At 58.1% G+C, this 15,310-nt stretch carries 16 protein-coding genes; 8 read left to right on the forward strand and 8 right to left on the reverse strand.

What is annotated here, in order from left to right; all coding sequences use genetic code 11:
* Positions 1 to 42: 42 nt before the first annotated feature.
* From fabG to gmk, 5 genes are all read left to right on the forward strand, one after another.
* Positions 43 to 780 carry a 3-oxoacyl-[acyl-carrier-protein] reductase gene (gene fabG / locus HKD40_RS15535; protein ID WP_169196700.1) on the forward strand — a complete coding sequence of 246 codons (738 nt, stop codon included), beginning with the start codon at positions 43 to 45 and terminating at the stop codon, positions 778 to 780.
* A gap of 210 nt (positions 781 to 990) precedes the next feature.
* Positions 991 to 1,227, forward strand: coding sequence for an acyl carrier protein (locus HKD40_RS15540; RefSeq protein WP_169196701.1), 237 nt, complete (start codon positions 991 to 993; stop codon positions 1,225 to 1,227).
* A gap of 17 nt (positions 1,228 to 1,244) precedes the next feature.
* Positions 1,245 to 2,510 (forward strand): beta-ketoacyl-ACP synthase II, encoded by a 1,266-nt coding sequence (gene fabF / locus HKD40_RS15545; protein WP_169196702.1) that lies wholly within the window; start codon positions 1,245 to 1,247, stop codon positions 2,508 to 2,510.
* 135 nt (positions 2,511 to 2,645) lie between these two features.
* Entirely contained in the window at positions 2,646 to 3,752 is a 1,107-nt protein-coding gene (gene mltG, locus HKD40_RS15550; protein ID WP_169196703.1) for an endolytic transglycosylase MltG, read from the forward strand.
* Positions 3,753 to 3,858: 106 nt separating this feature from the next.
* A complete protein-coding gene (gene gmk / locus HKD40_RS15555) occupies positions 3,859 to 4,494 on the forward strand; it encodes a guanylate kinase (RefSeq protein WP_169196704.1) in 636 nt (211 codons plus the stop codon).
* Positions 4,495 to 4,583: 89 nt separating this feature from the next.
* On the opposite strand, the gene rsmA is transcribed toward gmk, so the two are convergent.
* The 5 genes from rsmA to HKD40_RS15580 form a co-directional block, all read right to left on the reverse strand.
* Positions 4,584 to 5,438, reverse strand: a complete 855-nt coding sequence (gene rsmA, locus HKD40_RS15560) for a 16S rRNA (adenine(1518)-N(6)/adenine(1519)-N(6))-dimethyltransferase RsmA (RefSeq protein ID WP_169196705.1) — start codon at positions 5,436 to 5,438, stop codon at positions 4,584 to 4,586.
* Positions 5,435 to 6,436: a 4-hydroxythreonine-4-phosphate dehydrogenase PdxA gene (gene pdxA, locus HKD40_RS15565; RefSeq protein ID WP_169196706.1), complete on the reverse strand. Its 1,002-nt coding sequence runs from the start codon at positions 6,434 to 6,436 to the stop codon at positions 5,435 to 5,437. Before pdxA ends, rsmA begins: the two co-directional genes overlap by 4 nt.
* Positions 6,437 to 6,507: 71 nt before the next feature.
* Entirely contained in the window at positions 6,508 to 7,398 is an 891-nt protein-coding gene (locus tag HKD40_RS15570) for a SurA N-terminal domain-containing protein (protein WP_169196707.1), read from the reverse strand.
* 105 nt (positions 7,399 to 7,503) lie between these two features.
* Positions 7,504 to 8,574 (reverse strand): LptF/LptG family permease, encoded by a 1,071-nt coding sequence (locus tag HKD40_RS15575; RefSeq protein WP_169196708.1) that lies wholly within the window; start codon positions 8,572 to 8,574, stop codon positions 7,504 to 7,506.
* A complete protein-coding gene (locus tag HKD40_RS15580) occupies positions 8,571 to 9,644 on the reverse strand; it encodes an LptF/LptG family permease (protein WP_169196709.1) in 1,074 nt (357 codons plus the stop codon). Before HKD40_RS15580 ends, HKD40_RS15575 begins: the two co-directional genes overlap by 4 nt.
* A gap of 107 nt (positions 9,645 to 9,751) precedes the next feature.
* On the opposite strand from HKD40_RS15580, the gene HKD40_RS15585 reads away from it, so the two are divergent.
* Positions 9,752 to 10,198 carry a DNA polymerase III subunit chi gene (locus HKD40_RS15585; RefSeq protein ID WP_169196710.1) on the forward strand — a complete coding sequence of 149 codons (447 nt, stop codon included), beginning with the start codon at positions 9,752 to 9,754 and terminating at the stop codon, positions 10,196 to 10,198.
* Entirely contained in the window at positions 10,195 to 10,812 is a 618-nt protein-coding gene (locus HKD40_RS15590) for a YitT family protein (RefSeq protein ID WP_169196711.1), read from the forward strand. The genes HKD40_RS15585 and HKD40_RS15590 overlap by 4 nt, the downstream gene beginning before the upstream one ends.
* Here the strand turns inward: HKD40_RS15590 and HKD40_RS15595 are convergent.
* Both HKD40_RS15595 and HKD40_RS15600 read right to left on the reverse strand, forming a co-directional pair.
* Positions 10,809 to 11,708, reverse strand: coding sequence for a DUF4344 domain-containing metallopeptidase (locus HKD40_RS15595; protein ID WP_169196712.1), 900 nt, complete (start codon positions 11,706 to 11,708; stop codon positions 10,809 to 10,811). The two genes, HKD40_RS15590 and HKD40_RS15595, sit on opposite strands and share 4 nt — an antisense overlap.
* A gap of 71 nt (positions 11,709 to 11,779) precedes the next feature.
* Positions 11,780 to 12,583: a DUF4344 domain-containing metallopeptidase gene (locus HKD40_RS15600; protein WP_169196713.1), complete on the reverse strand. Its 804-nt coding sequence runs from the start codon at positions 12,581 to 12,583 to the stop codon at positions 11,780 to 11,782.
* A gap of 309 nt (positions 12,584 to 12,892) precedes the next feature.
* Here HKD40_RS15600 and HKD40_RS15605 point away from each other — a divergent pair, with 309 nt between their 5' ends.
* On the forward strand, positions 12,893 to 13,279 hold the full coding sequence (locus HKD40_RS15605) for a hypothetical protein (RefSeq protein ID WP_169196714.1): 387 nt from the start codon (positions 12,893 to 12,895) through the stop codon (positions 13,277 to 13,279).
* A 15-nt stretch (positions 13,280 to 13,294) separates the two neighbouring features.
* Here the strand turns inward: HKD40_RS15605 and abc-f are convergent, their stop codons facing one another.
* Positions 13,295 to 15,166 carry a ribosomal protection-like ABC-F family protein gene (gene abc-f / locus HKD40_RS15610; protein WP_169196715.1) on the reverse strand — a complete coding sequence of 624 codons (1,872 nt, stop codon included), beginning with the start codon at positions 15,164 to 15,166 and terminating at the stop codon, positions 13,295 to 13,297.
* Positions 15,167 to 15,310: the final 144 nt, after the last annotated feature.

Below are 15,310 nucleotides of genomic sequence, written 5' to 3' on the forward strand. Positions count from 1 at the left end.
TTAAAAGCCCCATCTGAGATACATCCCCGAAAGAGGACACCCATGTTTGATCTTACCGGTAAGCGCGCGCTCGTAACGGGTGCCAGCGGCGGCATTGGTCGTGAAATCGCCAAGGCCCTCGCTGCTGCAGGCGCAACTGTTGCCCTCTCTGGGACCCGCGTTGCAGCTCTGGAAGAGACCGCCCATGCAATCGGCAAGGATTGCCCGATTCTTCCAGCGAATCTGTCCAAGCTCGAAGAGGTCGATGCGCTCGTTCCAGCGGCTGAAGCCGCTATGGGCGGCGTCGATATCCTCGTGAACAACGCTGGTCTGACTCGCGACAATCTCTTTATGCGCATGAAAGATGCGGAATGGGATGAAGTGATTGCAGTGAATTTAACTGCGGCATTCCATCTCAACCGCGCCGTCCTGCGCGGCATGATGAAGGCCCGTTGGGGTCGCATCATCGGTATTTCTTCGGTTGTCGGTGTCACCGGCAACGCGGGTCAGGGCAATTACGCAGCCTCTAAGGCTGGCCTGATCGGCATGAACAAGGCACTCGCCTACGAAGTTGCAAGCCGAAATATCACTGTAAACTCAATCGCTCCCGGCTTTATTGCATCGGCAATGACGGATGAATTGAACGAAAAGCAGCGTGAATCCATTCTCGCTTCTGTTCCAGCTGGTCGCCTCGGCACCGGTCAGGAAATTGCAGCATGTGCCGTCTTTTTGGCGAGCGATGCTGCAGCCTATATCACCGGTCACACACTGAACGTGAACGGCGGTATGGCGATGATCTAAGGCTTCTAGCCTTGGATAGAGGTGTATTCGCGGCTGGCCTTGCCTGGGGAAACGTGTTACCCCGCGCCGCGTTTACCCATGCCGTCGGCTTGCGGGCGCACAATATGCCGCCTACATTGCCGCCGAGCTAGTCAACAGCATGCTTGATGTATTGGCTTGCCGCCAATAAGAAGCGAATACGAAACGTCGATTTCAAAAAGGAAGTCAAACATGAGCGATGTCGCTGATCGGGTCCGCAAGATCGTTGTAGAACACCTCAATGTGGATGCGGAAAAGGTCGTAGAAAAGGCCAGCTTCATTGACGATCTGGGTGCAGACTCGCTCGATCAGGTTGAGCTGGTTATGGCTTTTGAAGAAGAATTCTCGGTCGAGATCCCGGACGACGCAGCTGAGTCGATCCAGACCTTCGGCGATGCCGTTGCGTTCTTGACCAAGGCTACCAGCTAATATTGGCTGGCCACACCATGGAACTACGTCGAGTCGTCGTAACCGGACTGGGTCTAGTCACGCCTCTTGGCTGTGGTGTTGAGGCTACATGGTCCAACATCCTGGCTGGGAAGAGTGGCGCCAAGCGTATCGACGGCTTCCAAGTCGACGATATTGCCTGCCAGATCGCCCACCTAGTTCCTCGCGGGGCATATGCCGATGGCATGTACAACCCCGACGAGTGGATGGAGGTCAAAGAGCAGCGCAAGGTCGACGAGTTTATCGTCTACGCCATGGCTGCGGCCACTCAGGCTATCCAGGATGCGGGCGTTGAGCCCAAAACCCAAGAAGAGCAGGAACGCACTGGCGTTCTGATCGGATCGGGTATCGGCGGTATCGGCGGCATCTATGATGCCTCCGTTACGCTGCACGAGAAGGGCCCACGTCGGATCAGCCCCTTCTTCATCCCAGGTCGTCTGATTAACTTGGCCTCTGGCCATGTTTCAATCCGTTTCGGTCTCAAGGGGCCGAACCATTCCGTCGTAACCGCTTGCTCCACCGGTGCGCACGCCATTGGCGATGCGGCCCGTCTGATTTCGTTCGGCGATGCAGACGTTATGGTTGCGGGTGGTACGGAAGCTTGCGTCAATCGTTTGTCGCTGGCCGGCTTTGCGGCTGCCCGCGCACTTTCGACTGGCTTTAACGACAACCCAACCGCAGCGTCGCGTCCTTATGACAAGGATCGTGATGGCTTCGTGATGGGCGAAGGCGCTGGCATTGTCGTGCTCGAAGAATACGAGCGCGCTAAGGCTCGCGGCGCCAAGATTTATGGCGAAGTGATCGGTTATGGCCTTTCCGGCGATGCTTATCACATCACTGCACCAGCACCGGAAGGTGAAGGTGGGTTCCGCGCAATGAGTGCTGCAGTCAAGCGCGCAGGCATTTCTGCCTCCGAGATTGACTACATCAACGCTCATGGCACTTCGACGCCACTCGGCGACGAACTGGAACTGAGCGCAGTGACGCGTGTTCTTGGCGATGCTGCGAACAAAGCAGTTATGAGCTCGACCAAGTCGGCTATCGGTCACCTTCTGGGTGCTGCTGGTTCGGTTGAAGCGATTTTCTGTCTGCTCGCCATGCGCGATGGAATCGTGCCGCCGACCCTCAATCTCGACAATCCTTCCGTCGAGACCGCCATCAATCTTGTTCCCCACAAGGCGATCAAGAAAGAGATCAACGTGGCGCTTTCCAACAGCTTCGGCTTCGGTGGCACCAACGCTACTCTGGTGATGCGCAAGGTCTAAGCGCTTTTTTCCAATATTTTGCGAGGGGCTCTGCGCTTTCCAGCGCGGAGCCCCTTGTCTTTAATCGGTCTTCGCCACAGTTTGGCACTAGAAGACTGACAAAAGGCCACCTCAAGGCCCGGAGAGAGTTGATAGATGAACGAGCACAGAAAACGCCGCCGCAAACGCTCAGGTAACGGGCTGATTGACGTTCTCAATGGCCTTCTTACACTGCTCGTAATCGGGCTGGTTGTTGTGGGCGGTGCAGGTTTTTATATCGCTTCCCAGTATTATGGTGATGGCCCAACGCAGGAAGACCGCGTGTTTCGCGTTGAGTCCGGCAATACGCTGAGCACCACTGCGAACCGTTTGGAAGAACAGGGGTTCATTTCCAATTCGCTGATCTTCACCCAATTTGGATCGCGCGTTGAGCAAAGTGCTGTCGTCAAGGCTGGTGATTTCAACATCCCTGCTGGCTCCAGCATGTCCAAGATTTTGCAAGAGCTGACGCTGGGCGACCCCATGCGCTATGCTGTGACCATTCCAGAAGGCTGGACGGTCTGGCAGGCCGTGCAGCGCATCAATGCCGATGATCGCCTGACGGGTGACATTAGCCAGCTGCCGCCAGAGGGTTCGATCCTGCCGGGCAGCTATGACTATGTGCCGGGCGACTCGCGCCAGACTGTCCTCGAAAAAATGCAGGCGGCGATGACGCAGGCTTTGGCCGAAGTCTGGGACAGCCGTCAGCCAGATCTGCCACTACAGTCGCCAGCGGAGATGCTGACACTCGCCTCTATCGTCGAACGCGAAACCGGCGTTGCCTTGGAACGTCCGCAGATCGCAGCGGTGTTCGTCAATCGTCTGCGCACCGGCATGCGTCTGCAGTCTGACCCGACGATCATCTATGGCATTACGCTGGGTCAATCGACGCTCGACCGCGGCATTCGCCGCTCGGAAATCGAAGCCAAGACCCTGTATAATACCTATCAGATCGACGGTCTGCCGCCGACGCCAATTGCCAACCCTGGCATTGAAGCGCTCCGCGCTGTCGCCAACCCAGATAGCCACAACTATCTCTACTTCGTGGCCAAGGGTGCAACTCCTCGCGAAGGTCACGTCTTTGCGGAGACCTATGACGAGCATCGTCAGAACGTCGCCCGCTACCGTGAAATTGAGCGTGAAGCGGCAGCTCAGGCAGAGGCAGAAGCCGAGGCTGCACGGCAGGCGCTAGAGGCCGAAGAAGCCGAAGACGCGCCACAATAAGGTGAGATTGAGGGCAGGGCAGTGCGTAAAGCCTGCCTTGCCCTTGACCATTTTGGGGGGATGTCGCAACAAACGCGACAAGAGTTTTACGATAAGAGAACCGACAATGGACTTTCAGCGCCGCGGCGTCATGCTGGTGATTGCATCTCCCTCAGGAGCAGGCAAATCCTCGATTTCGCGAGCCCTGTTTGGTGATGATCCAAACATCCGCCTGTCTGTCTCTGTGACGACGCGTGAGCGCCGGAGCGATGAAATCGACGGCAAGCACTATCACTTCATCGACGTCGAGACGTTCAAGAAGATGCAGGCTGCGGGCGATCTGCTCGAGTCCGCTGAAGTGCATGGCAATTTCTACGGCACGCCGCGCTCCAAGGTTGAAGAGCAGCTGGTCGCGGGCCACGATATTCTCTTTGATATCGATTATCAGGGTACGCTGCAGCTCTATGAAAACGCGCGCGCCGATATGGTGACCGTGTTCATTCTGCCGCCGTCGATTAAGGAGCTGCGCTCCCGTCTTGAGCGTCGCGCGCAGGACAGCGTCGGCACGATCGAGAAGCGCCTCAAGAACGCAAAAATCGAGATGGACCACTTTGCTGAGTACGACTACGTGATCGTCAACGAGGACTTGGAACAGTCGGTGGCGCGCGTCCGGGCCATTTTGGCCTCAGCACGTCTTGCGAGCCGTCGTCAGGTGAACCTTGAAGGTTTTGTCCGCGAGCTGCAGGGCCAAATCGAAGGCTGATTTTTGGTCTTATTGGATGGTAAAGCCTCGGCGTGAGCCGGGGCTTTTTTGTTGGTTCTTACCCCGACCCTAAAGACTTGTGGCGGCGCTTAACCCTGGCGCAGGCCGGGGAGCGCGCGGGCCATGGCGAGGAAGCTTTCGACGGGAAGGACTTCAGCGCGTTCGTCGCCCTTCAAATCAGCCGCCGCGAGGAGGGCCTCAACCGGCACGCCAAGCGATTTGAGCGACTGGCGGATCATCTTGCGGCGCTGGCCAAAGGCGGCCTTGGTAATCTGCTCGACATGCTTGACCGCAAGACCTTCTTCCACGGGCTTGGGCACCAGATGGACGACAGCCGAGGTGACGGCCGGGGCCGGGACAAAAGCCTGCCGCGGCACATTGAAGGCAATGCGCGTGTGGCAGCGCCAATTGGCGAGAACGGCCAAGCGGCCATAGTGATTGTCGCCCGGCTGGGCGCAAATGCGTTCGGCCACTTCGCGCTGGAACATCAGCGTCAGGCTGTCAAAGAACGGTGGCCAAGGATCAGTCGTCAGCCAGCCAATAAGCAGCGGGGTGCCGATATTGTAAGGCAGGTTGGCGATGAGGCGCGTCGGACCAGTGGTTGAGGCGAGGGAGCGATAGTCCATCTCCATCGCGTCGCCGCTGATGACGGTGAGGCGGCCATTGTAGTGATCGGAGACTTCGGCAAGGGCGGGCAGAGCGCGGGCATCGCGTTCGATGGCGATGACTTCGTGAGCGCCTTCTGCCAGCAAAGCGCGCGTCAGACCACCGGGGCCGGGGCCAACTTCAATAACGCGAACCCCTTCGAGCGAACCCGCAACGCGGGCAATGCGGGCCGTGAGATTGAGATCGAATAGAAAATTCTGACCCAGCTCTTTTTTGGCGCGCAGATCGTGGGCGGCGATGACGTCGCGCAGCGGCGGGAGATTGTCGATTTGGCTCATGACTTATTGGCCGTCATTTGGTGCGCCATGGCAATGGCCGCAGCGAAACTGGAAGGGGAAGCTTTGCCGGTGCCGGCAAGAGCATAAGCGGTGCCGTGGTCGGGCGAGGTGCGCACGATGGGCAAGCCCAAGGTGACATTGACCCCAGCGTCGAAGGCCACGGTTTTGATCGGGATCAGGGCCTGATCATGATACATCGCCAACACCGCATCATACTGACGCCAGTGGGGCGGGAAAAACAGCGTATCGCCGGGCAGCGGGCCGATGGCGTTTATGCCTTCGGCGCGCGCGGCCTCAAGAGCGGGCACGATGATTTCTACGTCCTCGCGGCCGATGGTGCCGTTTTCCCCCGCGTGCGGGTTTAGCCCAGCCACAGCGATCTTTGGCGCAGCGATGCCGTAGCGCGCGGTGAGATCGCGCGCCATGACGCGCAGGGTCTCGACGATGAGATCGTGGGTGATGAGCCCCGGCACGTCCTTGATGGGGACGTGGATCGTCAGCGGAACGGTACGCAGGTCTTCATGCGCCAGCATCATCACCGGGAGAGGCACAATGCCGTTTTCGGCGCAGAGTTCTGCAAGATATTCGGTGTGGCCAGGATGCGCGAAGCCGACCTCATAGAGCGCAGCTTTGTTGATCGGGGCGGTTACCACGGCGCTGGTGCGCCCGGCGCGTGTATCGGCCACAGCGCGGGCGATAGCCTCAATCACCACTTTGCCGGTTCCCGCAACGGACTGACCCGGCGTGTCGGGCACGTCACCGGGTAGCGAGAGCACGGGCAGGGCGTTCGGAAACTGTGAAGTTGCCGTCTCTGGCGTCGCCTCAACTATAGAAATGGAAAGTCCGAGACGCTGGGCGCGTTGGCGAAGAAATTCGGCGTGGCCATAAACGAGAAAAGCGGGCAGGGCCCGCGCATCACGCTCAGCGTAGAGTTGGAGGATGAGGTCCGGGCCGATGCCGGCCGGTTCGCCCATGGTCACAGCCAATGGAGCAGTCATTCTGGCTCTCATAAATCATGCGGCCGCAAAACTGCGGCCGCTGGGATTGGTCCAATCAGCTGCGCTGAAGATCAGTTGTAGATGACCTTAGCGTTGGTGCGCAGCGTTTCCATATAGTCCTTGGCTGCCTGCTCGTATTGGCTCTGGCCAACTTCGTCACGCAGACCGCCCTTCACAAAGGTCAGATCCTGCGCCTGAACCTTTTCGCACACGGCGAGCATGGAGAGGCCGTTTTCGACAGCGCGAGGCTTGGTGACGCCGCCGACATTGAGAGCTGCGAGCTCCTTAGCGAGGGCATCTGGGAACTGGGTGGCGTGACGACGACCAACGTCAATCACAGCAACGTCGTTATACGCGAGTGAGAGATCAACTGCGGTATCGCAACCGGCAAAGCTCGAGCGGTACTTATTGGCCTGGCCGGAACGACCGCCACCACCAACGAAGATGACTTCCTTGAGGATGTAATCAAAGCTTTGGAAATCAGCCAGCTGCGAAGCGGCGCGCTGATCGAGTTCAAGGTCGGAAATCTGGACCTGCGAAGCCACTGCCGACTGCTGAATGCCGTTCCAGGCGATAGCAGCGCGCAGACGATCCTGCAGGGTTTGGGCGGAAACGCCGCCCTGCTGAAGAACCTGCATTAGGCGATCTCGGCTGAGCTGAAGATTGCGCGCGACCTGAAGGAAAGCGTCATCGACCTGAGCATTGGACACAGTGATGCCGATGCGCTTGGCTTCCTGCATCTGAATGGCTTCATCGACGAGCTGCTTGAGCGCGCCCTGACGGCCAGTCTTATTGCCTTCCATCTGGAAGAGACGCAGGCGCTGATCGACCTGCACGTCGGTAACAGGCTCGCCGTTCACTGTGGCAACCGTGGCAGCAAAAGCTGAGGTCGCACCGCCAGCAACGAGCATAAGGCTCACGAAGATTGCGCTCAAACCGCGCCGAAGGTTGACAAGAGTCATAGTTCGCGTCCGCTCATTCATTTGCCGCCTTCAATGCGGCGTCCGCACAGGACTGTCAATTGCTTGATGATTACGGCCAAAATCCGAATGGGACTGTTGGCAGGGTTAAGTCCAACCATCTTCGCGCCGTAACAATACGGTCACCCCAATGATAATGGCAACGAGGGCCGGTGAAATAGCGGCGACCAGAGGATCAATTGCGCCGGTCGAGCCTGCACGATCCGCCATCTCGGTGATCACAAAAACTAAGAAGCCCAGCACCATGCCATAGAGTACTGAAGGGCCGATTTGCATGCGGCGGCTGTAGCCTGCCGTGAAGGCAAACGCGATGAACAGCGAGCCGACGAGAACCAGAGGCAACGCGAGGAGCTTGATCAGGCGCATCGCCGTGGCCGAGGCGACCATTGGGTCAGCGATGCCCTTTTGCATCAGTGTCGCCAACTCGAAGAAGGTCAAATCGTCGGTTGAGGAGGTTTTGAGGCTGATTTCGGAGGGCGTCGAAATGGTCGAGAGGCGCACCGAAGGCAAAGTTTTGGCGACGGCGTCGGCACGACGGCCAATAGCATCGCTCAGAACCCAATAGCCTTGCTGGAGCACGGCCGTCGGCGCTTCATAGCGCGCGTAATCGGCTTCCTGGAGGTTAAAGACCGTGACATCGGTCAGCTGTTCGCCGCCCGGCGACATGGCGCGTGCCATCAGCACGTAGTGGCTGTCCTCGCCATATTGCTCCAGCCAGATTTCGCCCGCTGGGGTGAGCTGCGCCGTTTGACCCGGGGGAATGGGATAAAGATCGCGATTGATCTGCGTGCTGACGGTTTCTGCGCCAATGGCGATGACGAGGCTTGCAGCGGCGAGCACCAGAGTGGGCGCGCGCAACACGCGCCAAATGGAGATGCCGCTGGCCTTGATGACGGTCAGCTCGTGGCGCATCTTGAGGTCAACCAGCCCCAGAATGGCCCCCATCAATACGGTGACGGGCAGGGTTTTGATGGTCCAGCGCACAGCGCTCATGGCAACCATGAGAAGGGCCATGAAGAAGCCGCGTTCGCTCTCAACAACCGAAAAGCGCCAGGTGTCGAGTGACTCGACCAGCGCAATCAGGCCGTAGAAGATGAAGACGGTGACGCCGATACGGGAGGCGAGGCGGCCGAGGACGAGACGATCTATCTGGTTCATGCTGCAACCCCATCCCGCGTAATGCGCCGGGGCCAGATCTTAAAGGCAAAGACAAGAATGCCGACCACAAAGAGCACGACGCCACCTGTGCCGGGGCCCCAGGGAGAATAAGCGCTCATGCCGCGCTCGCCAAAGGCGATGAGCATAACGACCGCTTCCATCGGCAGCTTGAACCGGGTGCGCTTACCGCTTGGGAAGCCAGAGATAGCGACAACGAGAACGCAAAGGCCGATGACCCGCAGGCCTTCGGCGGAGCGGTTCGATAGGTGGCGCAAGATTTCGCTGTGCCAATTGCCCGTCTCGAGCGCTTCGCGGACCATGGAGATGGAATCCATGGAGGCGTATTTGTCGACGTAAACGCTTTGCTGGCTCAGCGTGTCGATGCCCAGCTCATATCGGGCAAAGCGCACTTCGGAATAGCGACCATTGGCGTCGAGGTTCTCGATTTTGCCGTCGCGCAATTCGAGGAAGTAGTTTTCGCCGTCGCCCATAACGCGTGCAGTTTCGGCGATATAGGTGCGGCGCATGCCGGGATCGCGTCGATCATCGGCATAGAATTCGTTGATCAGCCCGCTGCCTTCGCGTCCTCCAATGAGCAGCACGACGCCCGGCGTCGCCTGCGTGAAGCGATTGGGCTTGAGGGTGGAGCTGACGAGGTCGGCGGCGACCGCAGCTTGCAGCTCATAGGATTTGCGGTTGGCCATCGGCTCAAGGATATGAGCGAGGAACATCACCGCAATAACCGAGAGCGTGCACACGAAAATCGTTGCCCGGAACAGCGACTTCAGACCGCCGCTCGAATGGATAATGTGCAACTCGTGGCTGTTTTGCAGCGCTGCGAGCGCGCGCACAATCCCAATGCCGATACAGATGTAGAAGAAGGCGAGTGCCAGAGGCGGCATGGTATAAAGCGCTTGGACAGCGAGGGTGCCAAACCCTTGCCCCTTGACGGACACCACGTCGAACTGGCGCAAACAGTTCACCAGCCACAACAAAAAGCAGGCGATCACAAACAGGATCACCGCGTCTGTGGCGAATAATCGCGAAATATAGGCTGTCAGCTTCTTCATCGGCTGCACCATGCTTGAATTCGCCCCGGCAAACAATCTGTTAGGCGACAGAACCAGCGCTTGTCTTGTGCTAGCGCGCCGATTTGAAGCGCGATAAGGTCGCTTTCATGGCCGAAATCCTCTTCTATCACCTCGAAGCGCGTCCGCTGGAAGCTGTTATCCCGCAACTTCTTGAGAAGACCGCAGAACGCGGTTGGCGTGCGGTTGTCGAAGTGGGGAGCCAAGAGAAAGCGGAAGCGCTTGATTCTCTGCTCTGGACCTTCCGAGATGACTCGTTTGTGGCCCATGGTTTGGCCGGTGACGAGCTGGACAGCCAACAGCCTATTCTGATCACCACTGGCCAGGAAAACCCCAATCAGGCGACGGTGCGGTTCTTCGTCGATGGCGCAGTGCCGCAATCGGCAGAGGGTTATAATCGCCTCGTCTTCATGTTTTCTGGCCATGATGAGAACGCCGTGGCGCAAGCGCGTGTCGCTTGGAAAGCGCTGCGTACGGGCAATGAAGTGACGTATTGGCAGCAAGAGCCGACTGGACGCTGGGTCAAAAAGGCATGACGCACGATCTTCTAACGCCGAGCCGGCACAATCTTGCCGAAGACATTTTTGCTATTTTCATCGGCACGACACTGGTCGCCCTCGGCATTGCCTTCTACGCCGAAGCCCAATTGGCGACGGGCAGTACGGCGGGCCTGGCTCTGCTTTTACAATACGCCACGGGCATTCCGTTCGGCTGGCTGTTCTTTGCGATCAACCTGCCGTTTTATGCGCTGGCCTTCATGCGCATGGGCGTGCCTTTTGGCCTCAAAACCATGTTTAGCGTGGCACTGGTGTCGTTGTTCTCGGCCCAGATTCCGGTGTGGATCGATATCCAAACCATCAACCCGCTCTTTGCAGCGCTGGTGGGTGGCGGGCTCATTGGGCTCGGGGTGCTCTCGCTGTTCCGCCACAAAGCCAGCGTCGGTGGGATCAATATTCTCTCGCTCTACCTGCAAGAGAATTTCAACATCCGCGCGGGCTATTTCCAATTGGCAGTGGACGCCGCCATTCTGGTCGCCGCCTTCTTCGTCCTGCCCCTCGACCGCGTCTTCTATTCGGTGCTCGGGGCGCTGGTGATGAACATGATTGTTGCGCTCAACCACCGCCCCGGCCGTTACGTCGGGTTTAGCTAATTGGCCGTGTCGCCCCATCCCATGATGTCATAGACATAGAGGGTGCGCATGGCGTCGGCCAGTTCGTAGCAGTAAACCACTTCCCCTTCTGCCGGGTAGTAATAGGCATTGGCTTCGCCGCACTGCATCACGCGGAACGTTACCTTGCGGGGGAGGGTGAATGTTGTGGCAATCGATGCTGCCGCGATGTCGATAATGGCGCGTGACTTGAGTTCATCGGCGATGTCCTGATACTCGCCAGCATCCTCGTAAATCACCTCATAATCTGAAACCGCATCGCTCTCGGTGATGTGTGGTTCGAGCAGGCGCATCCAGCTTCGGAAGGCGTCACTATAAGTGCTCTCGCAGCTCTCCTGACGGTCACTGTCGATGTCGTAGTCATCCGCCGTATCGCCAAACACCGACTGGTCTTTGCCAACCATGTAGCAGACCATGGCATAAGCTCGGTGGAGGTCGAGCGTGTGGTCGGCGGAATAGGAGAGATCTTCAAATGTGCTGGTGTCGGCCTTTAGCGCGTTGAAATACCAGCCATCAGCGGCGCTAACCAAAGCGTCGTAGCTATCCTCGGCTTCGTCAAACTCCAGCAGCCAGATCGTACCCAAAGCGTCGGCGGCATCTTCTTCCTTGCCCAGAACTGGCAGATCGAGCTCGCCAATGAGCAGATGCGCGACTTCGTGGTAAATGGTGAAGCTGGCATCGTGCATGGCGAAGGTCATGGCATCGCTCATGATGTCGCCTGCGTCTTCTGGCAGTTCGGCTGGCGCCTCGTCCGATGCGGCTTCCCGCGTGATGCTGTGGGACGAATAGGTGGCAAAGCCGTTAAAGCCTTCCCCTTCATCCAGCGGCCCGTCTTTGGCCAAAGCCGTGCCTGCAGACAAAACAAAACTAAGGGCCACCAGACTGGCCCCTAAACCTCTGCGCATGAGAAATCCCCCGATACGTGATCCCTCGATCACGTCACAATTTTCTAGCGCTGATTTACTGCAGTGGGAAGGTCCGCGGAATAGCTCTGGAGAAACTCTTCCATCAGTTCGTAGCAAAAAATGATTTCGCTGGTCGTGGTGTCATAAAAGGCGTTGGGCTCGTCGCAGACGCGCACCGTCATCAGCACCCGACCGGGGATTTTGAAGTTGGTGCGCAGCTCGTCGGCGACCTTTTCAATGACGCCACTCCGCCGCAAAGCGCGCTCGGCGAGGCGCAGCGAGCGCCCGGCGGGAAAGTATTTCACATCAACGCGCGAAGGGCCTGTCTGCTTGCTCAAAAGCGAGGAGACGCTTTGATAGGCCTGCTCATAAACGAAGGCGCATTCGTGTTGGCGGCCAGAGGCTAAGCCGTGGCTATTGGCAAACTTGCGGAACGCTGCGCCATCGGCACCCACCATCAGGCACATGATCTGATAGGCGCGGTGGCGATCTGGGCTATAGCCTGCCGTATAGTCCTCGATATTGAACGCCGCCTGATAATTGCGTGCCGTGGTGAGCCACCCCTCAGCCGCATCCTGCAAGGCGCGGTTCATGTCGGGGGATTTTTTCTCCAGCATCACATAGGTCGCGATCGTGTCCGCTGCGTCTTCCTCGCGCCCCAGAACGGGCAGGTTGAGCTTGTCGATCAGTAGGTGGGCCGTCTCATGATAGAGCGTGAAGAGGCTGTTGTTTGCGGCATAGCGCAGGGCGTCAGCGCGCTGGTGCTTTGGCAGATCCCCGAAATCGGCAGCTGCGGCAGGCACAATTGCCATCAACGCGACGGTGAGCAGCAGCCAAATTTTACGCATCAACACGCCCCTTGTTGCCGGCATGAAAGAAGACCCATGGCGTGGTGTCAATCTGGGCGTGTGAATTTGGTGAAGAGGCTGCCAAAGTTCGCTGTTCTGGCGCTTGTCATTGGGTCCCATGGGTGCTTAGCTCGATCAAGAGTTTTTTTAAGCCGTTTGAGTAGTTATGAGTATCTCGGTTTTGATGGCCCCTAGAGCTCGGGGGCGGGCACCCAATTGCGGGGCGCGGAGCAGATTCACATCCGCGTGTGTGATGGAACAGAGCGTGCGCTCGACCATTGCCGGACATTGCTATGTGAGACCGGCATTATGTATTTCATTTTAGGCTGCCTGCTGCTGGGCGGATTTTATTACGCTGAGCTTTGGTTCGTTGCTGCAATTATCGCGGCTTATTTGTTTTTCACCAGCCCTGCGTTTCGCCACGGTCCGGTCGAAGCCAAATTGATCCATATGGTGCAGCAGCACCAGAATTATGCGCAATTCTCAGATCTGGGGTTCGACCGCGCAAAGCGCTTTGCTGTCGATAAGGGCTCAAAGCGAGCCGATCAGCAGACGGCGTTTGTCGCCATTCTGCTGCACGATGTTGGCTATGCGGTGAGTTTCACCCGCGTGCCCGATGGTGGCACGGCGATATTGCTCGAAAAACTGTCAGATCTACGCCGCCAGTTCCAATATGCTCGGGCACAGCGCCGCTGAAAGGCGAAAGAAGGCTTATTCCTTCTCCGCCTCTTCCAGCTCGGCTGACAGCATCAACCAGCTTTCCTCGAGGGTTTCGAGCTCGCTGCCGAAGCGGGACTTGTCCCTCCCCAGCGCGATAATCTTGTCCGAGGGGCCGTTGTAAATGGCCGGGTCGGCAAGCTGGGCGTCGATCTTGTCGAGCTCTGTCTTGAGCCGCGCCATCTTCTTTTCAGCGTCAGTGATCTTCTTCTTGAGCGGCGCAAGCTCAGCGCGACGGGCCGCGGCTTCCTGACGACCAAGTTTGCGCTCACCCTTGGCGTCAGAGCCATTGCCCTTGGTGTCTTTGCCGGAGGTAATGCTGCGCTGATAGCTATCGAGGTCTTCGTCCAGCTCGCGGATCGTGCCGTTTTCGGCAATCCAGAGCGTGTCGCAAGTGGCTTCGATCAAGTGACGATCGTGCGAGATGATGAACACTGCGCCCTGATAGTCATTGAGCGCATGCACCAGCGCATCGCGGCTGTCGATGTCGAGGTGGTTGGTCGGTTCGTCGAGGATCATCATCGACGGACCACCAAAGGTGATCAGGCCCATGAGCAGGCGTGCGCGTTCGCCACCTGAAAGGTGCTTGGCCTTGGTGTCCATGCGGCTGGTGGTGAGGCCCATCTGCGCCAGACGGCTGCGGCGCTTGGCTTCCGTGTCATAGGGCGTGAGATCGACCACGTGCTCAAGCGGCGTCCACTCGGGGTTGAGCTTGTCCATCTGGTGTTGGGCAAAGTGGGCGATTTCGAGCTTTTTATGCATCTTCATCGCGCCATCGATCACCGGGATGTCGCCCGCGAGCAGCTTGGCAAAGGTCGACTTACCATTGCCGTTGACCCCGATCAGCGCGATGCGCGCGTCTGGGTCAATACGCTGGGTGATATTGCGCAAAATGACCTTGTCGCCATAGCCGGTGGACACCCGATCCAGGGTGATCATCGGCGTGGGCAGGTCGATCTTTGGCTGCTGGAAGGTGAAGGGCGAGGAGTGCTCGTCAAACATCGCTTCAGGCGGGCGCAGCTTTTCGATCATCTTGACGCGAGCCTGCGCCTGCTTGGCCTTGGTGGCCTTTGCCTTGAAGCGATCCACGAACTTTTGCAGATGCGCGATCTGGTCGAGCGTCTTCTCGCGGCTCTTGTTGTTGAGCTCCATCTGCATGCGACGGGTCTGCTCGAAGGTGTCGTAATTGCCCTTGTAGAAAGTCAGCTTACGGTGCTCGAGGTGAACGATCGAATTGACGGCCTTATTCAGGAGGTCACGATCGTGCGAGATGAGGAAGACGGTATAGGGATAGGTCGAGAGATATTTCTCGAGCCACAACGTGCCTTCCAGATCGAGATAGTTGGTCGGTTCGTCGAGGAGCAGCAGGTCAGGCTGGCTGAACAGCACGGCCGCGAGCGCCACACGCATGCGCCAACCACCGGAAAGCTCGCGGGTAGGGGAGTTTTGACGATCCTGCGCAAAACCCAAGCCATTGAGAATAGTGGACGCGCGCGCCTCAGCTGTGTGGGCCTCAATGTCGGCAAGGCGGGTGTAGATTTCGCCAATACGATCTGGGTCGGTGGCCGTTTCTGCTTCCGCCATGAGCGCGGTGCGCTCCTTATCGGCGGCGAGCACAACGTCGAGCACGGTTTCGTCGCCAGCAGGGGCTTCCTGCGCTACGGCGCCAAGCTTGGCTTTTTTGTTGATCTCATACGAGCCGGCATCAGCGTTGATGTGACCCTGAATGATATGGAACAGCGTGGTTTTACCGGTACCGTTCTTGCCCACGAACCCAACTTTGGCACCATCGGGCAGAACCAGCGACGCATCTTCAAAGAGCTCGCGCCCTTGGATGCGGTAGGTCAGATTGTTGATGGTCAGCATGGGCCAAGTCGATCCGCTAGTCAGCGCCAGCTTGCACCGGCGCTTTAGAAAAAATGATTGGTGCTGGATTAGGGGCTAAGCGCTGCGTTGGCAACCGCTGGGCGAATATCATGGGACAAGAGGGGGAGCGAAATCCTCGCTTGG

The sequence above is a fragment of the Devosia sp. MC1541 genome, assembly GCF_012847305.1.
Taxonomy (GTDB): Bacteria; Pseudomonadota; Alphaproteobacteria; order Rhizobiales; family Devosiaceae; genus Devosia.